Annotated in this window: 24 protein-coding genes; 18 read left to right on the forward strand and 6 right to left on the reverse strand. The window is 45.4% G+C overall.

Features of this window, described 5'->3' with window-relative positions:
• Window positions 1-3 precede the first annotated feature (3 nt).
• From fliS to H9L42_RS00700, 15 genes are all read left to right on the forward strand, one after another.
• Window positions 4-375, forward strand: a complete 372-nt coding sequence (gene fliS, locus H9L42_RS00630; protein ID WP_187301534.1) for a flagellar export chaperone FliS — start codon at window positions 4-6, stop codon at window positions 373-375.
• Entirely contained in the window at window positions 368-787 is a 420-nt protein-coding gene (locus tag H9L42_RS00635) for a hypothetical protein (RefSeq protein ID WP_187301535.1), read from the forward strand. The genes fliS and H9L42_RS00635 overlap by 8 nt, the downstream gene beginning before the upstream one ends.
• 47 nt (window positions 788-834) lie before the next feature.
• Entirely contained in the window at window positions 835-1,587 is a 753-nt protein-coding gene (locus tag H9L42_RS00640; RefSeq protein WP_187301536.1) for a cell division ATP-binding protein FtsE, read from the forward strand.
• Window positions 1,559-2,779: a nucleotidyltransferase family protein gene (locus H9L42_RS00645; RefSeq protein ID WP_187301537.1), complete on the forward strand. Its 1,221-nt coding sequence runs from the start codon at window positions 1,559-1,561 to the stop codon at window positions 2,777-2,779. The genes H9L42_RS00640 and H9L42_RS00645 overlap by 29 nt, the downstream gene beginning before the upstream one ends.
• A 75-nt stretch (window positions 2,780-2,854) precedes the next feature.
• Window positions 2,855-3,169 (forward strand): flagellar biosynthesis anti-sigma factor FlgM, encoded by a 315-nt coding sequence (locus tag H9L42_RS00650; RefSeq protein WP_187301538.1) that lies wholly within the window; start codon window positions 2,855-2,857, stop codon window positions 3,167-3,169.
• A 2-nt stretch (window positions 3,170-3,171) separates the two neighbouring features.
• A complete protein-coding gene (flgN, locus tag H9L42_RS00655) occupies window positions 3,172-3,627 on the forward strand; it encodes a flagellar export chaperone FlgN (RefSeq protein WP_187301539.1) in 456 nt (151 codons plus the stop codon).
• A 22-nt stretch (window positions 3,628-3,649) separates the two neighbouring features.
• Window positions 3,650-5,236 carry a flagellar hook-associated protein FlgK gene (gene flgK / locus H9L42_RS00660; RefSeq protein WP_187301540.1) on the forward strand — a complete coding sequence of 529 codons (1,587 nt, stop codon included), beginning with the start codon at window positions 3,650-3,652 and terminating at the stop codon, window positions 5,234-5,236.
• 19 nt (window positions 5,237-5,255) lie between these two features.
• Window positions 5,256-6,272: a flagellin N-terminal helical domain-containing protein gene (locus H9L42_RS00665; RefSeq protein ID WP_243235585.1), complete on the forward strand. Its 1,017-nt coding sequence runs from the start codon at window positions 5,256-5,258 to the stop codon at window positions 6,270-6,272.
• Between the two features lie 34 nt (window positions 6,273-6,306).
• Window positions 6,307-6,924 (forward strand): DUF6470 family protein, encoded by a 618-nt coding sequence (locus H9L42_RS00670; protein ID WP_187301541.1) that lies wholly within the window; start codon window positions 6,307-6,309, stop codon window positions 6,922-6,924.
• A gap of 27 nt (window positions 6,925-6,951) precedes the next feature.
• Window positions 6,952-7,410: a flagellar assembly protein FliW gene (gene fliW / locus H9L42_RS00675; RefSeq protein WP_187301542.1), complete on the forward strand. Its 459-nt coding sequence runs from the start codon at window positions 6,952-6,954 to the stop codon at window positions 7,408-7,410.
• Window positions 7,404-7,652 (forward strand): carbon storage regulator, encoded by a 249-nt coding sequence (locus tag H9L42_RS00680; protein ID WP_187301543.1) that lies wholly within the window; start codon window positions 7,404-7,406, stop codon window positions 7,650-7,652. Before fliW ends, H9L42_RS00680 begins: the two co-directional genes overlap by 7 nt.
• Before the next feature lie 54 nt (window positions 7,653-7,706).
• Window positions 7,707-8,108, forward strand: a complete 402-nt coding sequence (locus H9L42_RS00685; RefSeq protein ID WP_187301544.1) for a bacteriohemerythrin — start codon at window positions 7,707-7,709, stop codon at window positions 8,106-8,108.
• Between the two features lie 87 nt (window positions 8,109-8,195).
• Window positions 8,196-8,591, forward strand: coding sequence for a hypothetical protein (locus H9L42_RS00690; protein WP_187301545.1), 396 nt, complete (start codon window positions 8,196-8,198; stop codon window positions 8,589-8,591).
• Window positions 8,588-9,679: a response regulator gene (locus H9L42_RS00695; protein ID WP_187301546.1), complete on the forward strand. Its 1,092-nt coding sequence runs from the start codon at window positions 8,588-8,590 to the stop codon at window positions 9,677-9,679. The genes H9L42_RS00690 and H9L42_RS00695 overlap by 4 nt, the downstream gene beginning before the upstream one ends.
• A gap of 28 nt (window positions 9,680-9,707) precedes the next feature.
• Entirely contained in the window at window positions 9,708-9,896 is a 189-nt protein-coding gene (locus tag H9L42_RS00700) for a YjfB family protein (protein WP_187301547.1), read from the forward strand.
• A 44-nt stretch (window positions 9,897-9,940) separates the two neighbouring features.
• Here the strand turns inward: H9L42_RS00700 and H9L42_RS00705 are convergent, their stop codons facing one another.
• From H9L42_RS00705 to H9L42_RS00720, 4 genes are all read right to left on the reverse strand, one after another.
• Window positions 9,941-11,296 carry a class I SAM-dependent methyltransferase gene (locus H9L42_RS00705; protein WP_187301548.1) on the reverse strand — a complete coding sequence of 452 codons (1,356 nt, stop codon included), beginning with the start codon at window positions 11,294-11,296 and terminating at the stop codon, window positions 9,941-9,943.
• Window positions 11,297-11,321: 25 nt separating this feature from the next.
• Window positions 11,322-12,500 (reverse strand): FkbM family methyltransferase, encoded by a 1,179-nt coding sequence (locus H9L42_RS00710; RefSeq protein ID WP_187301549.1) that lies wholly within the window; start codon window positions 12,498-12,500, stop codon window positions 11,322-11,324.
• Window positions 12,501-12,533: 33 nt separating this feature from the next.
• Entirely contained in the window at window positions 12,534-14,852 is a 2,319-nt protein-coding gene (locus H9L42_RS00715) for an FkbM family methyltransferase (protein WP_187301550.1), read from the reverse strand.
• A 111-nt stretch (window positions 14,853-14,963) separates the two neighbouring features.
• On the reverse strand, window positions 14,964-16,658 hold the full coding sequence (locus H9L42_RS00720; RefSeq protein ID WP_187301551.1) for a flagellin N-terminal helical domain-containing protein: 1,695 nt from the start codon (window positions 16,656-16,658) through the stop codon (window positions 14,964-14,966).
• A 445-nt stretch (window positions 16,659-17,103) separates the two neighbouring features.
• Between H9L42_RS00720 and H9L42_RS00725 the strand changes: the two genes are divergently transcribed.
• Complete coding sequence (locus H9L42_RS00725; protein ID WP_187301552.1) at window positions 17,104-17,292, forward strand: YjfB family protein; 189 nt, start codon at window positions 17,104-17,106, stop codon at window positions 17,290-17,292.
• 239 nt (window positions 17,293-17,531) lie between these two features.
• Here H9L42_RS00725 and H9L42_RS00730 read toward each other — a convergent pair whose 3' ends face one another.
• Window positions 17,532-18,626 carry a site-specific integrase gene (locus H9L42_RS00730; RefSeq protein ID WP_187301553.1) on the reverse strand — a complete coding sequence of 365 codons (1,095 nt, stop codon included), beginning with the start codon at window positions 18,624-18,626 and terminating at the stop codon, window positions 17,532-17,534.
• 495 nt (window positions 18,627-19,121) lie between these two features.
• Here H9L42_RS00730 and H9L42_RS00735 point away from each other — a divergent pair, with 495 nt between their 5' ends.
• On the forward strand, window positions 19,122-20,765 hold the full coding sequence (locus H9L42_RS00735; protein WP_187301554.1) for a flagellin N-terminal helical domain-containing protein: 1,644 nt from the start codon (window positions 19,122-19,124) through the stop codon (window positions 20,763-20,765).
• Between the two features lie 469 nt (window positions 20,766-21,234).
• Window positions 21,235-21,693, forward strand: coding sequence for an Hsp20/alpha crystallin family protein (locus H9L42_RS00740; protein WP_187301555.1), 459 nt, complete (start codon window positions 21,235-21,237; stop codon window positions 21,691-21,693).
• A gap of 180 nt (window positions 21,694-21,873) precedes the next feature.
• Here the strand turns inward: H9L42_RS00740 and H9L42_RS00745 are convergent, their stop codons facing one another.
• A complete protein-coding gene (locus H9L42_RS00745; protein WP_187301556.1) occupies window positions 21,874-22,656 on the reverse strand; it encodes a helix-turn-helix transcriptional regulator in 783 nt (260 codons plus the stop codon).
• Between the last annotated feature and the right edge of the window lie 196 nt (window positions 22,657-22,852).

Consider the following 22,852-nt stretch of genomic DNA (forward strand, 5'->3'; position numbering starts at 1 on the left):
GATATGAGTCTGAATGGATACCAGCAGTACAAAGAACAATCGGTAATGACGATGACTTCAGGGGAAATGCTTTTGCTGCTGTATGACGAGTTGCTGAAACGGCTGACAAGAGCAGAGCTTGCTCTTGAAAAGGAGGATTACCCTCTCTTTGAGCAGTCTGTTAAACGGAGTCAGGAAATTGTAAAGTATCTAATGGATACCTTAAATTTCAAATACAGTATTAGCCAGGAACTGCGGAGAATGTATGACTTCTTCCTATATGAGCTGAGCCGGATACAGGCTGGGCGTAAGAAAGAAATCATTGCGGAATTAAAACCTCTGGTCCGGGAACTGAGAGAAGCCTTTGAGGAAGCGGGGAAACAACAGAATGGGTGAGAAAATAAGCGAGCAAACCCGGGCTGAATGGATGGAGGAAGTCCTGAAACTGACATATGGGAGAATGAAGCATTTAAATGAGATTTTTCGTTTGACCCGGGAGATGGCTTCGGCGTTGGATCGAAATGATCGCGTTTCGGCACAGATGTTGATCGAAATGAGAGGCGAAGAAATGGAAGCGGTTGCTTCCGGTCTGCGGAAGATGCATATTCTGGAAGAACAGATGCCCTCAGAACTAAGAGATGAGATACGCAGACTGCTTTCTGGCATCCTCGATGAACAGGAAGATCAAGATGCGGTTCGGCTTGCGGAAATTGCGAGAAATTGCAAATCTGTTCTGGATCAGACGATTGCGATCGATCAGGGAATGAACAAAAAGGTTGCAGGTTCAGATTCCTATTATGCGACTTAAAGGAAACGAGGGGATGAGGATGACTCATCTCCTTTTTTGGAGGGATAATGGCAAAGGAAATCATATTCGATCATGTAAATAAATGGTATGGGGAGGACTGTATCGCGCTTGAAAATGTGAGCTTTTCCATTGAAAAGGGAGAATTTGTTTTTGTGATTGGAAAAAGTGGGGCAGGAAAAAGTACACTGTTAAAAATGTTGAGCAGGCAGATTTCCCCAGATAGCGGAAAAATATGGATTCAGGGAGAAGAAATTTCTTCTATGCCCAAGAGCAGAATCCCGGCATTGCGGAGAAAAATCGGACAGATGCAACCAGAGTACGGACTTCTGGCTCATAAAAATATTTACGAAAATATTGAATTGACTATGTGCGCGACAGAACAGCCCAGAAGATTATTTGAACGTCGAATTCGGCAGACTCTGCGTACCGTAGGAGTAGAACACAGAATGTGGGCATTCCCTGATGAGATTTCAGAAGGGGAGGCGGCTCGGGTACTGCTGGCCAGGGCACTTGTCGTAAATCCGAAAATCCTTGTTGCCGATGAACCTACCGCAAATCTTGATTCGGATTCCGCGTATGATCTCATGCGGCTTTTGGAGGAATTAAATCGGATGGGCGTAACAATTATGGTTGGAAGCCATGACAGGGAACTGGTGTCGATTATGAGAAAGAGAGTTATGACTCTTTCCGCGGGGCGGTTAGTTGCAGATGAGAGGCATGCTGTCTACAATTCGATGGCAGCCGACTGGATGGAAGAAAGGCGCATAAAAAATGAGCGTGCAAAAAAGCAGAGAATATGAAACAGAATGCCTTCTGGACTTAATTACAATTCTTCTAAATAAAGATCTCCTGCCAGAGTGGCGGCGGGAGCCAGACTGGGCAAAAGTTTATAAACTTGCGGATTATCATCACGTATCCAATACGATCTACAGTATTCTTCTCGGGATGGATGGAAAGCGCCTGACAGACTGGAAAGGACGTTTTCAGGAGCGCTTTCGTTATGCTGTCCTAACGCAGGAACGATATCAAATAGAAGGAAAACGAGTTTTAAAAGAGATGCAACGATACCAGATTCATGTTCTGGAAGCAAGAGAGCGGCTAATTACCCATTTTTATGAGAGAAAGGAATTGCGGTATCCGCAACCTCTTCGTTTTCTTGTGGAAAAGGGAAAACTAGAAACGATTCATAAAATAATGCAGAATCTTCATTATGAAAAGAAGCAAAAAAAGGGTACGCATATTGATGAGGGGGAAATTTGGTATTATCACGCAGGCGGCGTTTATATTGTTTTTTCGGAAAAGTGTCATTTTACAGAGAAAAAAATGAATCGCTATTTTACAGTAACACCTCAAAAGTTTCCTAAAAAAGGCTCTTTCTATTACCTTCATGAGCCAGAGTTGGAAGATCTGTATTTGTACCAAATTGCTTATATGGCGGAAGCTTTTGCCAAAGGTGAACTGGAAATCAGGGACCTGATAGACCTCTGGGTATATTATCTTTTCTGCTATGAAAAATTAGATTGGAAATTTGTAAACAAAGAATTGAAATATTTGGATTTGAACTATTTTGGCGATCTGATTATCCGCCTGGCGGCTGTCTGGTTCGGACAAATTGGAGAATATATGGAAGAATTTCCACAACTTGCGGACATGGAACGCTATATTCTTTCGAAAGGGACAGAAGCCCGGGAAGAAAACGAGGAGATCCTGCCGTTAATAAAAAATGTGGCAGACGTATACGAACGGGACCTCAAAAGAGAACGCAGGCGCGAAAAAAGACAATTGTGGCTTCCGCCGCGAGACTACATGCTGACAATTTACCCTTGCTTGTCAGAGAGTATTCTTCCACTTCCTTTCTGTTGGGTCCATCGAATTGTCAATAGTCAGTACCGAAAACTGCGAGGCCGGATTGGGCGCAGCATTTTGAAGCTTCGTGATAAATTAAAAAAACAAAAACAGCAATGGAAAGAAAAACGACAAGAGAAGTCTTAACAAATAGGCGATTCGGACGATAATTAAAATATAAGTACAAAAACAGAGAACGTTTTTTTAGGAGGTACAGATACTATGAAGATTTCAATCGATCCTGTAGTAGCAAATTATATAAACGCAGCACATGCGGATAAATTAAACCAGAAATCTGTGCCGTTTGATGAAGCAAGCAAAAACTTTGACCAGATTATGATTCATGCCAATTCCAGAGAACTGGCGGAGAGTCAGATTATAGAAAAGGCGCAGAAGGATGTTAAGGCAGCTGTTTACCAGCAGATTCCTGAAGAAAAAATCGCGGCTTTAAAAGAGCAGATTTCTCAGGGAATGTACAAGGTAGACGCTGAAGCGGTTGCGTCCAGAATCCTTCTACTAAAAGGAGAAGAATTTTAAATATGAATGACTTTGAGAACATTATTCGCGAACTCATTGTTTTTTTTCAGCAGAATCAAGAACTGGAAGAGAAAAAACTCAAAGCGGCAGAGGAAAAACAAACAGCAGTAATTGAGGACTGCATGACAAAAGAGCAAGCCATTGTTTTAAAACTGCGTGGGCTTGATAAAAAGCGGGAAGAAATTCAGAAAAAGCTGGGATGGGAAGGAAAGACCTTCCGACAGATTTTAGAAATCGTTCCAGAGGAGGAGCGCGTGAAATACAGTCAACTTTTCGATGAACTAACACACAGTGTACGCATGTTCCAATCTGCCAATGAGAGCGCGCTGGAGATTATCAGTTTGAACTTGCGGCAGGTGCAGACTGCAGTGAAACAAAAGGAAAACAAAGGTATCTATAATCAGGATGGAGGCTCTGTGGAAACAGAACCTCAACATTTGACCAACAGGAAAGTTTAGGGAATAAGGAGGAGAGAGAGTAATGCTTCGTTCTACGTTTGCCGGCTTTATGACTGCACAGCAGGCATTGACTGCAAGTCAGAGGTCGTTGGATGTTACCGGTCAGAATATATCAAATATTAATACCACCGGATATACCAGGCAGCGCCTGGATTTGGCAAGTATCAGCACAACCGGAGCCAGCTACAGCAATATGGCAAATAACAGTAAGGTTGGACAGGGCGTTCAGATGACAGGAGTCACCCAAATCCGGGATCCGTTCTTGGATATTCAGTATCGGGATCATCTAGCACAAGTGGGTACAATTGATGCCCAGAACACGATACTATCCGATATCGGACAGATTTTTGATGAAGTGGATATGGAAGGCTTCCGAAATGCGCTCAATGATGTTGTTACGCAGCTTCAGAATATGCAGTCTCAGGATAATGTCAATCAAGGGGCATCGGACACGCTGGTGCGTTCTTCCATGGAGGTTTTACTGACAATTCTTCGTGAAAAATCGGTGGAAGTGGATCGGGTACGAAGTGATCTGATTACAAAGTTAGAAAGCACTGATATTGGAAACATCAACGGTTATCTTCAGTCGATTGCGGAACTCAACAAATCGATCCGTAACAGCCAGGTGCTGGGAAGCCCGGCTCTGGAACTGATGGATCAGCGGAATCAGCTCATTGATGAGTTGGCTACTTATCTGCCAATTGACGTTACTTACTATGATGTGAATCTGGGGGGCGATTATAAGGTAGATGCACTTAAAATTACTTTTACAGATACAGATGGTAATACCTACACGTTGATCGATGATGATCAGGCGGGAGAGGTAAGACTGAATGCGGATAATCCCAGTCAGGTGACATTTGGTATCCGTGATGTGAACGGAAAAGAAACTAATGATCTCACTGATGTGCTGGGAGAGGGTGTGCTGAAGGGCGCGCTGGATATGCTGAATAAATCCGGTGATTTTGACAACCCTGTTACAGATGTCAGGGGAATCGGATATTACAAACAGACGCTGGACAATTTGGTGGATGTGTTTGCTAAAAAATTCAATGAACTGAATCGTCAGCCAAAACTTGATGCGAATGGCCAAATTGAGACAGATCCGATAACCGGAGAAATTGTATATCAGGATCCTCCCACACCGCTGTTTGAAACCTCAGACGGTTCCGGTACCTTTACCGCGGAAAACATTCGTATTGCGGAAGGCTGGCTCAACGGTGATTATGGAATTGTTACAACGGTTGTGCCGGGACCAAATGGAGAGTATTCCAGCACTGCCAATGACAATGTGCTGAATATGATCAACGCTATGGAGGAGGATCAGAAATTCGCACACTTTACAGGTTCATTCTTTGAGGCTTATGATAATATTCAGAATACGCAGGCTGTAGATCAGAAATCCAGCAACTCGATTCTTAGCAACCGGGTAGCGGTTATGAATCAGATCGCGGATTCGAAAGATTCGGTTGCGGGTGTGTATCTGGATGAAGAAGTTATGAATCTGATGAAATATCAGCAATCCTACAATGCGGCGGCTCGTCTGATGACAACGCTGGATGAGGCTTTGGACACGCTGATTAATAATACCGGAGTAGTTGGAAGATAAGAGAGGAGATTTTGAGGCTATGGCAGTTAATATGCGGATTACGACGAATATGGTCATGCGAAATTATAATAATAATCTGTCAGCCACCTTGGGAGGGCTGGAAAGCAGCAGGAAACAGGTAGAAACAAACAGACGATTTAGTTCGTCCTACGAAGATCCGGCGTCCTCTGCGAAGGCCGCGATCTTGGAACGGCGCTACGCCCGTAATGCGGATTATCTCAACAATGTGGAAAATGTACAGAAGTGGCAGGATACGCAGGAAGATATCGCCACACAGCTGAGTAATATCGCCAAAGAGATTGATAAACGGTATTCCGTGGAGGCACTCAATGATACAAATGCGGATTTGGATACCAGAAAGGTTTACGCGCAGACACTGCGGGGGCTGCAGGAACAGATGGTGCAGACTCTTAACACCAGGTACGGGGAAACCTTTGCGGTGGCAGGAGCAGGCGGTAAAGAGCAGCCTTTTGAACTAACGGCGGATGGTGTTCTTACTTACCGGGGTGTTGATGTTAATTCTGATGATCCAAATGATCAGAAGATCTTGGAAGAACTGTCACAGGAAGCGACTTATATTGATTTGGGTCTTGGTTTGGGGGAAGACGGCGCGGAGGTATCCTCTTCTACCGCATTTAACAGTGCGCTTCCCGGAATCAATCTGGTAGGCTACGGCAAGGATGAACAGGGCGTTTCCAAAAATCTGGTGGTTCTAGTGGGTCAGATGGCAGACGCCTTGGAAGAAGAAACGTTTGACCGGGATGCTTATGAGGCCATGTGGGAAAACTTCAGTGAGGGAAGCTCACAGCTGCGGGATGAGATTGCGACTCTGGGAACAAAGACTCAGATGCTGACGCAGATGAAGACCAGACTGGAAAGTGAAAAACTGGCCATTACCGAACAATATGATAACGCAGTAAATATTGATCCGGCAGAGGCGATTATGAATTACTCCTGGTCGATGTATGCCTATAATACGGCGTTAAAAGTAGGAACAAGCATAATTACGCCATCTTTGTTGGATTTCCTTAACTAGTAAAAAATGAGCCCAAAAAAGAGAGGTGAATGATGTGGAACAACTGCTGAAGATTACGACCGTTCCAATCAGCTACAAGCTGGTTGTTAACAATGCAAGACTGGAGCGGCATAATGGAAGCGCGCAGCTGGAGATGAACAGGGAACGTGGAGGTCTTCGTATGGAGAGCCGGCAGGTGAAAGTAAAGCTGGATACTTATGATGCCAGAAACTCCGTAGTCCCTACTACGAAAACTGCCATTTATCAAGCCGCTCAAAGGGGAAAGACTGCTGCTTATGAGGCGTCTGCCGAGTATGCGCAGGAAGGGAGATTGATGCTGAACACCCAAATTGGTGAAGGTTCGCAGACGATCGATCAGATTCTGGCATCGCGTACTGCGATGCCGACCGGTCAGTTTGAACTGGCATTTATCCCAACTACAGGACCCGATATCCAATGGCAGGGTCCGTCGTTATCGATGGAATACCAGATGGATAAACTGAATTTCGATTTAAGAATGGATCGGGGTTCGGTTCAATATGTACCGGGAAGCATAGAAATTCAGATTGAACAATACCCGGAAATTAATATTGAGTATGTTGGGGAACCGATGTATGTTCCGCCTAGCGTAGCAGCGCGGTTTGGCGGAGAATATGTAGACGTTACGGCATAAAGACAGGGAAATTGCAGGAGGAGTGCTATGGAACAAAAACTGAAGTCCGGCTTCTCTTTCAACGAAGATGACTTAATTACCTTTCAGGAAGGACTTTTTGGCTTTGAGGAGTTCAAAAGATTCCTTCCTGTTTCTGTTGAAGAGAACAGCGATGCAGTATTGAGTCTGCAAAGCGTGGAAGATGAAAATTTGTCGTTTATTATTATGAACCCTTTTCTCTTGAAAGAGGACTATATACCGCAGCTTTCGGAAGCGGACAAGAAGGCCCTTGGGGTGGAGGATGATGAAGAACTGGCCTATTATGTCTTGTGTGTGGCGAGAACGCCTAGCGAAGAAAGTACCGTAAACTTGAAATGTCCGGTTGTTGTAAATCCAAATACACGACAGGCACGGCAGGTGATTTTGGAAAAAGGAGCCTATGGATTTCGTCATACATTGAAAGAATTATCGGAAGAGTACATGGATAAGGAGGGAGCGTCGTGCTGATTCTTTATCGAAAAAAAGGAGATTCGATTGTGATAAATGAGAATATTACGATTTCTATTGTGGAAACCGGGCCGGACGGCGCGCGTATTGCGATTGATGCCCCCCGGGATGTATCGATTCTCCGCAAAGAGTTGATTGATGCGGCGGAAGCTGCTAATCGAGAAGCTGCATCGGCAGATACGAGGTCTCTTCTTAAGATGAAAGAAATTCTGGAGAAGAAAACGCGTTCGGAAAGAACGTGAAATTTCAAGAATATCAGTAGTAAATATATTGTAGATAGAAAGGATTATAAAGAAATGAAGTACACTTTAACAAATGATTTGGAAACAGGAAACGCATTAATTGACAGTGAGCATAAACAGCTTTTTGATGCGGTAAACAAACTGATGGATGCATGTTCACAAGGGAAAGGTCGTGATAACATTGAGAGCACAGTCCAGTTCCTGCTGAACTATGTTTCAAAACACTTCTCCGATGAAGAACAGCTGCAGACAAAGTACAAATATCCAGGATATGCCGCGCACAAGCAATTCCATGAAGGATACAAACGGACACTGGCACAGACCACCGATCAGATTCGCACATCCGGCGCTAATATTGCCGCTTTGGGAAAACTGAATGAAACAATCGGAGTACTGATTGCCCATATTCGCACAGAGGATAAGAGGGTGGCCGCACACGTTAAATCGGCTTCCTGATAGAAAGTTTTGTTTTGATTCCTGCTATCTTTCGGGGAAGGTTTTCCGAATACTAACAAAGGGCAGGGAATGTAGGCGGGGGATGAGATGGAAAAGAAAGTTCTGCTTCAGCGACTGGAAGATGCGGATGTGGATGTATCCGACGCAGTAAAACGTTTTATGGGAAATGAAGAATTATATCTCAAATTTATAAGAAAGCTCCCTGAATCATTAAATTTGGACAAACTGGAAGCCAGCCTTCAGTCGGAAAAGGAAAGTGATTTTTATCACTATATGCATGATTTGAAGGGGCTTGCGGGCAATTTGGGTCTTTTGCAGATCTATGATCCTGCGAATGCCGCTCTGGTAGAATATCGTTCTTCCGGATTGCGGAATTTGAAAAAGATGTATGGATTGTTGTCTGAGATTCGTGATTACAGCCAGAAAGTGATGGCTATCCTTGAAGAAGATTTCGAAAACGATGAAACGGGGAGCGAACTATGAAACGAAATATACTACTCATCATTGATGATTCAGAATTGGATCGGGCGATTCTCAATGAGATTTTTAAAAAAGAATATCATGTTGTGTTGTTCTCCGATCCCAGTTCTGCCTTGGAGTTTATCGGACAGCATAACAAAGAAATCGCTGCGGCGATTGTGGATGTAAACCTCGCAAAGAATGATAGCGGGATTATTCTCCTAAAGAAGATCCATGGCATTGAAAACGCGGATTCGATTCCAGTGATTCTGATTACTTCGGATGCCCATGAAAATGTGGTTGTGGAAGGAATGGAATGCGGCGCTATTGATTTCCTCGTAAAACCGGTGAATCCCATGCTGGTGCAGGCACGTGTACGTAATATTGTGGCATCTGCCTGGCCAGTTGCCCGGCAGGAGGGGAACAAGGAAGCATCCGCTGTATCATCTTTTTGCGGCTCTTCTATCTCCCTTGATGAGGCAGTGCAGGTTGCCCGCCGCTGGCAGGCAAAAATGACACGGATGTGTCAGTATCGAAACTTTGCCTTTATTCAATCGATTGAACATATTCGGATGCTCACGCAATCTCTTATATCGGCTTATCGAAAGGTGTGCCCGGACTGCGGTCTGGATTATTATAACGCGACTTTAATCGAGTTTGCCTGTGCTTTTGCAGATATCGGTCAGTTGTCGCTGCCGGATTATATTGCACTGGCCGGTTTGGATCAAGAGGAGCCGGGCCGCAGTATTTTTCGCCGGCATACCGTGATGGGAGGAGATCTGTTCGAGCATGTGCCGTCTCAATGGGAGCCTCTGGCAACTTACTGCCGGGAAATTGCGCTTTATCATCATGAAGAATATGATGGAAGCGGATTCCCTGCTCATTTATCAGGAGACGCCATTCCTTTGAGCGCCCAGATTGTTCACGCGGCAATGCTTTTGGATATACTGTTTCGGCAGTTTGCACTGAATCAGGATGCGGTGGAGTGCATTTTTTTAAAGCTCGAACAAGAGGAGAAGCATCGAATTTCTCCAGCCATGCACAAAGCGATTCGCGCTGCGGAAGAGCAACTGGAAACCATCCGTATTCTCTACCGCAATGCAAGGTTTTAGTTGTTGATGATAAGTGAGGTGAGGATTTATGGGTATTGATGGAATCGCGGCTGCAAGTATTTCCTTAAGTACTGCCAGTCTTTTAAATCAGACTTCCCTGTCTGTGGTCAAAAAGGCTATGGATTCCCAGGAACAGCAGGCTGCTCAGTTGATTCAGCAGCTGGAACAGGCTGTACCTGCTCCGCCTTCAAATCATATTATTGATATTTTAGCTTAACAGAAAAACTCCCAAAAGCGGGAGTTTTTTTCGTGGGGTCATGATTATACCGTTCGATCCTTGTTCTTCTTTGTAAGAATCAGTTCCATGGAATCGATATACCGGTTGCTGATGGTATATCGTTCAATATGAAATCCGATTTTTTCCAGAAGGGCAGTCAGTCCTGCTCTGGAAAAGTAGGTGATGTGAAAAGGTTCACACCACATGACATCCGATACTTTGGCCATTTTGGCGTAGCCACTCTCATAGTTGGGAGTGGATAACCATAGAACACCATCCTCACGAAGCAGGCGCCATGCTTTTTTGAGACCCTCTGTCGGATCTTGCAGATGTTCCAGAACATCACCCATCGTGATGACGGAATAAGTCTGATCTTCCGAAAGGTGGAGAAAATCCCCGCAAAGAACCGGGCAGTTCAGCAGATTCGCAGTTTCCTGAGCACAATCCGCAAGCAGCTCCACTGCAGTGACGGAATAACCCATTTCCTGCGCAGCGGCAATCAGATATCCTTCGCCGACACCGATTTCCAGCAGATCCGTTCCCTGAGTATAATGACGGATCTGATTGAGAATTTCTCCCCAAGTATGGAGTTTTTCCTGTTGGGGTGCGCGAAGGACTATGACTTCCGGCTTCGGCAGTACCTGTACCATCGTTTTTCCCATCTGTAAGAATTCAGAAGGGAAATAGCGAGTGTAAAGATTACCGCAGTCCGGACATTTCATCCATAGCTTTGCAGGGAGAAACATGGGCTCAAAGGTTTGAATGCGGCAGGAATAGGCTGTAAAAAAGGGGGTTCCTGCTCCACCACAGATTGGGCAGCAGGTCAATTCGGTCTGGGGATGCAAATCGGGCTGATAGCGGTAATCCGGAGCCAGATTCTGTGCCAGATCAGGTGTTTGGGAAAACGCCGCTAACATCCGGTCAAAGGCAAGCCGGGGCTCGGAAGCACCGCAGCGCAGCGCTGTTTCCAGCATCATACGGCTTTTTCCGGCAGGATCCAAAGGAAGGACCTCATCAATTAAAGTAAAGAGCCGGCGAGACAACTCTTCGGTGAGCTGAATTTCCTCACGAAGTTGTTGGGAAAAAGCAGTGAATACGCAATTCCCATAGGTGACAAACCATTCTTCGGTACAGATTTTGATTTTTCCGGGTTCCCGGGTTCGCAGCTTTTTGAGAAAGGTCTTTTGTGCCTGTTCCAGTATTTGATTCTGATCGGGCCAGCAGCGGATGGCTGTTTTTGTAGCGCTGGCAACACCGTCTCGCAGGATTTCATTCATAGAAGAAGCGGAACCGGAAACGGCGGCATGATTGCCTGCCTCGAGAATAGTCTGACATAGTTCATAAATCTGAGTTACGGTAGTAATGCGTTCATTCCAGAGGGATTCCTGTTGTTGCTGCATAAGTGTATACCTCCCTTTTCTGAATTTAAAGAGCAAAGAAGATCAGTTCGGTAGGAAAAAGATTGCCCCCGTTATAACGGAGAAAGAACTGATAGTCGGAACGGAACCGTTCAATCATACGGGGAATTTTCCAGAGATCCTGATTGCCGTGATAAACGGAAATGGCTAACTGGCAGCGATCCTCTCGGATATGGCGCTCACAGCCGGCAAGGGCCTCCTGTTCCCCGCCTTCAATATCCATCTTGATGAGACTGAGAGGCTCAGGGATATCCGAATCCAGCGTGACCGCCTCAATGGGAACGGAACCCTGAGAGGAAGTACGGCTGGCAGAAGCATCGGAGGAATTGACATTGAGGTAGATGGTACCATTGGCGGCAGAGACCGCCTTCTGGCGAAGCTCGGCAAAGGGAATCGTTTGCAGTGTTTTGCGAGCCTTCTCGCAATTTGCGGGATCCACTTCATAGCAGTACAGTTTTTTGCAGGAACCATACACTTTCTGAAAGGCAAGAGCGGTATCTCCAGTAAAGGCGCCTACATCCGCGATGACTGCCTGGGGATCGCCCAGAAGAGGGAGATCCAGATCAAAATAATCCTCAAAAATGGTTTCTTTCGCCTTTCCCAGAAGAAGGGAATCATAAAACAGCCACTGGTTCAGGACGGCGAGCAGAGAAAAGCGGCTACGGTAATCGGCGAGGCGGTCATACAGCCAGAGGAAATCCTCCCGGTGCTCCTTAAGGCACTGCGCCCGTTCCGTAACCATGGAGCCAGTACCGGAATCCAGCCGGAGATCGCCCCAGAAAGGAAACCGATGGACATAATCCACCAGAATGGAGCGAATCTCCGGTTTCAGGGAAAGAAAGGCCCGAGACATTTGCTGCTCCAAAGCGGCAGAGGACTGCCGTTTCACCTGTTCCATCAGGTTGACAAACAGATGGTCCAGATAAACAGAGGAGTGGGAAGCCGGAGGGAGGGGCGTTTGCTGCAGGGCAAAGGCCCGGGCATATCCGATCCATTGGGAGAGATCCAGAAGATACGGCAGGTTGGTATCCGGTTCCGGAGACGGAATGCCCAGCCGGGCACCCAAGCGGGCGGCCAGCGTATGCAGGGTATCATAAAGCTCCGGCTGCGCATCCGGGGTGGTAATCAGAAAACAGATGGACTCTTCCATGGTGTGGATTGCGGTTTCGATGTTTTGGGAACACATGGGTGTATCTCTCCTTCTTTCACAAAATCAGGCTTAACGGTCACATTGGGCATATAATACATAATCGGTGGGAACCAGATTGCCACCGTAATGCCGCAGATAAAAACGGTAATCCGGACAGATTTCCAGAACCGTATCCATCAGATCCGGTAACTGATCATATCGGTAAAAGGCCGCCAGGGCCAGCAGAGGTCGATCCTTCCGGATATGATTGGCCGCGCCTTTCAAGACCTCCTCTTCCATACCGCAGACATTGATCTTGAGAATGGAAACGGGTTCGGCAATCTCTTCATCCAGTGGAACGACAGAAACCAGTTCCGATGTCTCGAAAGAAGACTCGGAATCCGGATCCGGCAGCCATAAGGCAGAAAGCAGGTCATTGTCTTCGGAAAGAAGAAATTCTCCCTCACTGCGCCGGGATCCGACAGCCGAGGTGCTGATCACGATCCGATCCAGAGACTGCAGGGCTTCCTGCAGCGGCTCCAGCAGATTGGGATTGCATTCATAGCAATAAATGCTGCGGTAGCGTTCCCCGAACAGCTTCACAAAGTTCTGTACCGTCTCTCCCTTATGCGCGCCCACATCCACCAACACGGCATCTTCTCCATGAGACATCCGATCCAGATCAAAATAGGGACAGCCGTAATCCCGAACCTGAGCAGGCAGCCGATAATCCAGATTGATCCAGTTTTCCAGCAAAGCTAACAACGTCTGACGGGAAGCATGATCGGCCAGACGGGTATACAGACCAATCCAGTCCTCCAGTCTGCTTTGCAGTGCCGCGGCTCTCCGCTGCAGCACATTCCAGTTCTCCGTGTCCGGATCCAGAGTCCCCCAGAAAGGAATCTGATGGAAGGAAGCGCAATAGTTAACGTAGTTCTGTTCGTTTTCTTCCCGGAGCTGCCGTAGACGCAACTGCAGGTAGGCTAAAAGTTCCTCCGGCGTCTGACGGCGCAGGAAGGCGGCCAGTCTGGCAAGGTGGGCATCCTGACTGTTGCGGACCGGAAGCTGTGGAAAGAGGGTTTCATAAGTACGCCAGCTTTCCGCGGAAGTAGCAGGAAGCAGATCCTGCCGGGTCTTTTCGTCCAGCCGTTCCAGAAGCCGATCCTCCAGGGAGCGGAAAGCGGCCAGTCTGGCGCATTTCAGGACAAAGAGGGTTTCCCGTGGGTCTTGAAAGTCATAAAGCTTTGTGAGAAAGCCGAAGACCCCGTCGGGGGATTCGCCGTGTTTCTGAAAGATCCGGAGTAGCGCGGTGAGCAGGGGTTCCTGCCGGGACTGCATATTGAGGGATACCGAGGCGAAGCGGACGGCTCCGGCCGGATCTCCGGAAGCTTCGCAGGCCCGGACCAGATCCTGATAGATCTCTGGCACCTTACCGGCTGCATAACACATGCTGGAAATCTTTTTTTCTTCCAGTAAATCCAGAGTTTTGGAAAGATGTGCAACAGCTTCTCTCCAGCACTGTTTGCGCATGCAGTAACATCCCATCCAGTATTCGATATCTTCAATATCTTTCTCATATTGCGAAAACGTCTGGTAGAGAGTGAGCAGTTCCTGTTCCTTAAGATCTGTCTGCATATAAAAACGCATCAGATTACTAGCAGCACTGATTCTGGCAATCCGCAGTTCCGGAGAATCAGGAGATCCTGCACAGATTTCCCATGCATTCAGTGCTTCCTGTATTTTTCCTTCCAACAAATAAGAATCCCCTAGATATCTCCAATTCATGTAGTTTTTCGGATCCTGCTCTAGTTCCCGTTCCAGAAGTTCAATGTTTCGCTGGGCTTTCTGCGTTCTGGCGTAGGCTTCTTTGGCATAGCCGGTATGGTAAATAGCCATGTCCATTCCCGTCAAATAGGCCCGTAATTCCTGATTAGGCGAGGAGCAGAACAGTTGTTCATGGATTCGGTTTTGATAGCGGATCCCATTGTTTTCAAAAAAACGATCTTGCGCAGAAGAGGCAAACATTTTCCCATGATCGTCTAACTGAATCCAGGGCTGACGGATAAGATTTGGGGCTTTTGTTTTGTCTGGCTCTGCTTCAATGCGTTCCAGAAGCTGCAGGAGTTTTCGAGCTGCCTCCGGTTCCATGTATTCATCGGCATCCAGAAAGGCAATCCAGCTGCCTTTTGCCTGCTCAATGGCATAGTTTTTGGCAGCGGAAAAATCATCGATCCATTCAAAGTGATAGATCTTCGCCCCCATTTCCTCCGCAATTTCCACCGTCCGGTCTGTGGAACCGGTGTCCACCACAATCTGCTCAAAGGCGATGTCCTTTGCCCAGGACAGAGCCTTTCGGATATTGGTTTCTTCATTTTTCACGATCATACATTGGGAAAGCTTGACAGTCATCAGTTGGTTCCTCCTGTGGATACAAACAGACGGCCGGATTCGGAAGGAATCCAGCCGCCCGTCACAGCTAAATAGTATTGTCCGTTGTATCATCCCCTAGGGGTATGGCTGTTACTGAAGCAACTGCAGAACACCCTGCGGGATCTGATTGGCCTGCGCCAGCATAGCCTGAGAAGCCTGAACCAGAATGTTGTTCTTGGTGTAAGCCATCATTTCTTCCGCCATGTCTACGTCACGGATTCTGCTTTCCGCAGCGGTCATGTTTTCGGTGGTTACGCTCAGGTTGTTGATGGTATGTTCCAGACGGTTCTGGAGCGCGCCCAAGTCACCTCTTGTGGAGGATACCGTATTAATGGCAGCCTTGATCTTGTCTACGGCAGCCTGCGCGCCAGCCTGTGTGCTGATATCAATACCGCTGATACCCAGAGCTGCAGTATGCATATCGCCGACCGATACGGTCATCTGGTTAAAGTCATCGGATGTATCACCGATCTGTAATGTCAGACCACCGCCTGCCTTTCCAACAGTGTTGGATCTCAATCCAATTGTTGTATTCGCTCCAGGAGTCCATACACCAGCAGTATTTGTACCGGTTTCCACTTTCAGTCCGGTCTCCATGCTGATCTTCTCTGCCATGGCCGCAACATCATTATTCCCTATTGTTCCACCTGCAAGTTCAACATAGTGTTCTACACCTGCAGCTTTCATAGCAGCCAGTGTATCGGCATCCACTTTATTTTGTGCAACAAATACAAATTTCTGACCGTTGATTTCAAAAGTAGCTTTATCCAGATTTGTTCCATCATAGATAGTTGCTTTGCTGAGATCGATGGTATCAAAAGCATCCTCAGCTTTAGCAGAGACTGTCATTGAATTATCTACAGAGCTAGGAGCCCCACCATTAGCAGCAGCTACTGTAGACGAAATAGCAACTCCAGTAATAGATGGTGCCAGCGTGCCAGCCTCTTTTGCTTCAAAATGAATTTTCTGAGAAGCATCTGTTACTGTAAAGTTATCTTTAATTGCGGAATTTTTAGACAATTCCGTTACCAATGCAGCTGAAATTTCGGTAGCTGCAGCAGTACCTGCTGTTCCTAATTCATAAATAGATCCATCCTCTGTTACAAGAGCTTTATTTGCAGTACCAGCTGCACTATTTGCCACTGTAAAAGTAACCGTCACGTTCTGCGTAGCGCCGTTGCTGTCTGTAATGGTAAACGTATAATCCAGAGTGTCTCCATTTGCTAACTGAGTGACTTGAGCCAATGCTGTATTCATTTCATATTCGCCTTTGACTGCATCTACTGTAGCAACTGCACCAGCCAGATTACCAGTCAAATTGGAAAGATCTACATTCGCTTTGCTAGAAGTACCAGTTGCGGAAAGTGATCCATCCAGCAAGTTGATACCATTAAAGTTGGTGGCATCAGCGATCCGGTTGATTTCGTCCTTCAGAGCATCCATTTCGGCCTGCAGGTTTTCACGGTCAACATCATCCTGATAGGTACCGTTTGCGGACTGGTCCGCCAGTTCTACCATACGGTTGAGCATAGAATGTACTTCAGTCAGAGCACCTTCTGCAGTCTGTACCAGAGAAATACCGTCGTTGGCATTCTTCTGAGCCGTTTCCAGACCCGTGATCTGGGCTCTCATTTTTTCGGAAATCGCCAGACCAGCCGCGTCATCACCAGCACGGTTGATACGGTAACCGGAAGACAGTTTTTCCAGATTCTTGCTTACTGCGCTGTTGTTGTTGGTTAAGTTGCGATAAGAGTTTAAAGCTGCAATATTGTGTTGGATTCTCATGATTAATTTCCCTCCTTAGAATTCATGAATCGGGGATTCCTTTCCCCGTGAAATTGATTTTCATTCCCTGCCTTTTTTATCATTGGAAAGGAATGATTGAAACGAAGGGAAATGGTCTTCAAGATTCTCATTTCCACATGCTGATCGCAAGAGTCAGCGAGTTAGGGTGCTTTCTTACCTTTTTGTCTCAAGAACACCAGTGATTTGCTGACAAAACGGACAGCGAAGCAGACAAAGTCTGCATAGACTGAAATTACGGAAATCCGATCCAGTAGAGATGGGCGAGCGACCAAACCGCCAGTTCTCCGACGAATGGCCTCTCGATAATGTTATCAAGCGGCCATGGCAGTAAAAAAGCACCTTATCCTCTTAAAGTGCAAATTTATTCTTCTTTATATATGCTAATCGTGTTACAATAAGTTTATAAACCAAAGGAGGTGGGAGTATGAGCATTGATGGAATTGCTGGAGCAAGTATTGCTTACAGCACAGCAAACGTTTTAAGTCAGGCATCTTTATCCGTCACAAAGAAAGCGATGGATTCACAAGAGCAGCAGGCGGCACAGTTGATTGAGCAGCTAAAAGCATCGGTGCCTGAACCTCCGTCAAATCACAAAATTGATATTCTGGTTTAACAAAAACTGTGCGGAAGACATATAGATAATGAAGTCACTGTTTTTGCGCAAACGCAATGAGGGTATCGCTCAGTCACCAAAATACAGATAATTGAGCGATACCCTCATTCGATCAGCAGGTCCCGGGCACAAATCCGCGAATTGCAGGCTTGCACCCGGGCGCTTTGCTATAGGAGAAACAGACAGCAAGATACGCGTTTCCACAAAGTATCGGCGTCTCCTTACACTTTGCGTATGCATCACTTTACGCGATTCGGGCTTTTAACACAATACAGATCGTGCAGGTCCTCGGCCAGCTTCTTCTGCTTGTTTGGATACAGATGACTATATGTATTTAGGGTTGTCTCGATATTTTCATGTCCAAGCCGCTCCGCGATCAACAGAGGACTGCACCCCATTTCGATTAGAAGGCTGGCATGACTGTGCCGCAGATCATGAATTCGGATGCTCTTCACGCCCGTAACTACGCAGGCTTCTTTCATAAATTTTGCAATAAAATACTTTGAATAAGAAAAAATCCGCTCTGCGGAACCCGGCTTTCGCTGCCGCAGATAGCGGCAAACCGCTTCCCCGAGGAACTGTGGAAGAGCAATCACCCTTTCGCTTTTGAACGTTTTAGGAGGCGTAACCATATCTTTTTTGTGGATTCGATAATAGGACTTATTAATCGACACCAGCGATCCATTTAGCGAAAAGTCTTCCTCTGTCAGAGCCAGCAGTTCTCCAATTCGGATCCCCGTATAGTAAAGCATTGAAAAGATCAGATGAGCCTGAGACCCTTCCTCAAAATAGCTTAAAAAAGTCAGAAATTCTGTAAAATTCCAGAACGTTTTCCGCGGCGCAGCCTTTTTGCCCATTGCCCCAGCCTTGTGACATGGGTTAGATGGCAGGCGGTAATAACGAACTGCATAATTTAAAATCGCGGACAGCTGATTGTTCATAACCCGCAGATACGTCTGCGAATACCCTTTTCGGTTCTTCATGCGAAAAGCTCCCATTTCATTTTGCCACCTCCGGATTATAGGCGCTTCAATCTGGCTGATGGGAAGATCTCCAAAATAGGGAAGAATCTTTGTCCGGATTAAATGCTCCTTTGTAATCATTGTCGAATGTCTCAGCCGGTGGCGCATATCTTCTGCGTAGATTTCATAAAGATCCGAAAAGGTCATATCCGGACTCCCTTCATATTTACGAATGAAGGAACGCTCCCATTCTTGGGCGTCCCTTTGCAGTCGAAATCCTCCTTTTTTCTTCTGACAGCTACGTCCACGGTAGTCGCGGTAATAAAATTTACAGTACCAAGTTTGGCTCTTTTCATTAAAATAAGTTGGCATAATTTCCCTCCTTAGTAAATCATATTTTCTTCTACATAGTAAAATGGTTTTATGGAAGTGCACCAATGATTTTACAAAAGTACTGTACAGGTACTTTCAGTAAAGCGAAAACCCCTGTGTACCCTTACAACTACACACTCTCAGAAATACAGAACAGTACTGTATAGGTACTAAAAAAATACCTGTTCAAACGTTGAAATTTCAACATTCTTGTTAAAATTAAAACTTTTTTTGTTTTTTTGCTTATATTTTTCTTCCGAAGAGACGATAAAATAAATGAACATGATAAATAAGAACATTTACTGAAAAGTGCCTATTTATCCGTGTTTGACGCGTCAAGAAATGATGGTGACGACATTTCTGCCGACACCATTCCTGCGAAAGCAGGAGAACATTTTATCATTCCTTTCCAATGATAAAAAAGGCAGGGAGTGAAAATCAATTTCAAGGGGAAAGGAATCCCCGATTCATGAATTCTAAGGAGGGAAATTAATCATGAGAATCCAACACAATATTGCAGCTTTAAATTCTTATCGTAACTTAACCAACAACAACAGCGCAGTAAGCAAGAATTTGGAAAAGTTGTCTTCCGGTTACCGTATCAACCGTGCTGGTGATGACGCGGCCGGTCTGGCGATTTCCGAAAAAATGAGAGCCCAGATCACGGGTCTGGAAACAGCGCAGAAGAACGCCAACGACGGTATTTCTCTGGTACAGACTGCGGAAGGCGCGCTGACCGAAGTGCATTCCATGCTGAACCGTATGGTGGAACTGGCTGACCAGTCCGCAAACGGTACCTATCAGAATGAAGTAGACCGTGAAAATCTGCAGGCGGAAATGGATGCTCTGAAGGATGAAATCAACCGGATCGCCGATGCGACCAACTTCAATGGAATTAATTTGCTAGATGGTTCATTAAGCGGTGGTGGTAATATTTCAGATGGGATTGCAGTAACAAATTCAAAGGTAGTTACCGCTTCTACAACTTCTGCAGATTTTGCGGATGGAACTGGAAAAATAGCGAAAGGTGATAAGATTTCCTATACTGTAGCTTGGACCGATGTGAATGGAGACTCCAAATCAGCAACAGTTGAACTAACTGCGATTGACGCAACTACATTCCAATCAGCAGATGGAAGCAAATACAAAGTAACCGATTCAGCTGCTAAAAAAGGTGAAGTTCAGCAGATGATCCTTGACGAACTAAAGAAGAATAGTAGTCTGACAAGTTCCTTTGATATCAGCAAAGATACGGATGCTCTGAAATTCACAAGTATTGAAGCTGGAAGTAATGGTGCCAAGATTACCGCTTTGAATATGACATCCTCAAAGGCTGGTGTTGTTGATACAGCAGCGGGCGCAATTGACGGGGTTGTCGAAGGCCAGGATTCGTACCAGATTTTGGATTTTAGTAAAGTAACAGTTGTAGATGGAACAGGAACTACAGTTCCAACTGCAGAAGATATCAATGATGCTGTATTTGAAATTGATGGCAAGAAATTTATTTTTGCTGAGTCGGGCTCATCAGATGCAAATCTTAAGAATGTTGCATCTGATGTGACAGTTATTAAACTTGATGCTGCTACTTATACAGCTGCTAATGACGCAGCAAATGTTGCTGCGTCAATCAGCCGAGTTACGGGTATGGAATTTGAAGTGGCCGCGGCTGATAATGCGAATGCGGGTATTGATCAACATGATATCTTGTATAAAGGCGATATAGTTTTATCCTCTGGCGGAACTGGCCTAACTTTGCAGATCGGAGATACAGCAGACGATTTTAACCAGATGACTGTATCTGTAGGAGATATGCACACTGCAGCTTTAGGCATTGCCAATATTGATATCAGCACTCAAGAAGGAGCAAAAGCTGCGGTTGATTTAATCAAAGATGCCATTAATACGGTATCCTCCACAAGAGGCGATCTGGGTGCGCTTCAGAACCGTCTGGAACACACCATCAACAACTTGAGCGTAACCACCGAAAACATGACGGCTGCGGAAAGCAGAATCCGTGACGTGGACATGGCAGAGGAAATGATGGCTTACACCAAGAACAACATTCTGGTTCAGGCTTCTCAGGCCATGCTGGCTCAGGCAAATCAGATCCCGCAAGGCGTTCTGCAACTGCTCCAGTAAACTGAACTGAAAAACAGATTTTTATGGATTCAAAACGATCGGGGAACGTTCCTCGATCGTTTTCTTTTCTGGTTCCAAAATTTATTGCAGCAGCCAATTAATTCAGTACAGCGACTTAATCCTTTCTCAGAACTGAAAAACTAAAATCCGTACAGGATATAAAAGATGTAAAGGAAGAAATCATAAAATATGAAAAAGTAGTAGGCGTTTAGTACACTAAAATCAGAAAAAATGGTGTAGTAAAGGTGTAGTAGCATAGAAAAACAGGATTATAAGGATTTTAGAAATGTGCAAACCCTTGATTTTACAATGGTTGAAAAAATTCAGAAAAATTAGCACTCACCTCTTGACAGTGCTAACAAAAGTGCTATAATAAAGATGTGGAAAGGGAAAGGGATCGAAAGGAGATTCCGATGACCACATAAAAACGTAAAAAATAGATTGTAATAGATGAGGGGAGAGATGAAGTATGACACCGAGTATTTTTGGAAAAGATTTATTTGATGACTTTTGGGGTTTTCCGTTTTACGATGATAAGGATTGGAAACGGATGGAGAAAAAGCTGTACGGACACAGGGGGAAGAATCTGATGAAAACGGATATCAGGGAATCCGATGAAGGCTACAAGGTTGAAATTGATCTGCCGGGATTCAAAAAGGATGAAATTCAGGTTTCTCTGGAAAACGGATATCTGACCGTCAGCGCGGAAAAAGGGATTGAAAAAGATGAGAAAGAGGATAAGAAAGAATCTTATATCCATAGAGAACGGTATTCCGGCGCCTGCAGCAGAAGCTTTTATGTAGGGGATATTGTGACAGAAGAGGATATCAAGGGAGAGTTTAAGCACGGAGTTTTGGAACTCTTTATTCCGAAGAAGGAGGCAAAACCGAAAGAAGAGACTAAGAAACTGATTCAGATTGAAGGGTAAGAAGTTGCCCATGCAGATGAATAAAATGGGATTAGGATAGAGCGGTCGCTGCGGCGGCCGCTTTTTTTCTGAAAATTTATAACCGAACTGATACAGGAAACATAGAAATTCAGGCATTAGACACTTATAAAAAAGAAAACGATCCTGCGGAACAAGACGCTTCCCGATGATCGTTTTCTTTTATTTTGCCTTTTCCAGAGTATTATCCACACATTTCAGCAACGCCACCCGGTTGTTCAGCTTCATTTTCTGATAGATATGATTGACGTGCTTTTTAAAAGTGGACTTGGAAATAAACAGCTTCTGGCAAATTTCCGCGTCGGAAAATCCCTGATAGAAGTAATAAACCACTTCAATTTCTTTTTTGGATAAGTCGTAGGGCTGAAACAAGGTTTCCCATACCGGCAGTACTGTTTCCGTTTCGGCGGAAGGCTTCTGAGAAAGAAGTTTGGAAAGCTGCAGGGAGATATGAGCGTGAAGTTCTTCCAGTACGCACATGTCTCTGCGGATGAATTCACTTTCCCGGTTTTCCCGGAGCAGGATCAGATAGCCGAGAACATCCTCTTTATACTGCAGGATCATGGTCAGCGCGTGCTGCACGCTGTCAGGAAAGAATCCGATCCCCGCAATATTTTTGTGATTCAGCTCAGTCAGGGAAGGACCCCGTGAAACCTTCGCGGAAAAATCGAAATACAGGCTCTGCAGAAAAAAATTACTGTTTAACTCCTGTTCGGTAATTTCCTCTAATTCCTTTTCCGGAAAATGGAAACCACAGAGGCGACTCGCGGCAGTCGTGTCCTCTTTTTTCTGAAGAAGATTAAAAATCCCTCGTGAAAAAGGAACCATAGGTTTTAAAAGTCGCAGCACCTCACCGGGATAGTCCTCAATCGCATCAATACAGTTGATGCGGTAGATCAGTCTTGTGACCATCATCCAGTCGGAAGTTGTCAGTGATAAGCTCAAAATGCACCTCCAGCTATGAAAAAGTTCTATTGATAGAACTCGCGATGTATGAAAATGGATACGCGCGCCCATTTCTTAAAAAAAGGCGGTATGGTATAACAGATATAACAACAGCGGCCGACAAGGCAGCGCTGAAGAAAACGAATTCCCTTCAGCGCTGAAAGCCGCAAAATGCTATTTGTTATAAGTATATTGG

The organism is Zhenpiania hominis, assembly GCF_014333425.1.
Classification (GTDB): Bacteria; Bacillota; Clostridia; order Peptostreptococcales; family Anaerovoracaceae; genus Hominibacterium; species Hominibacterium hominis.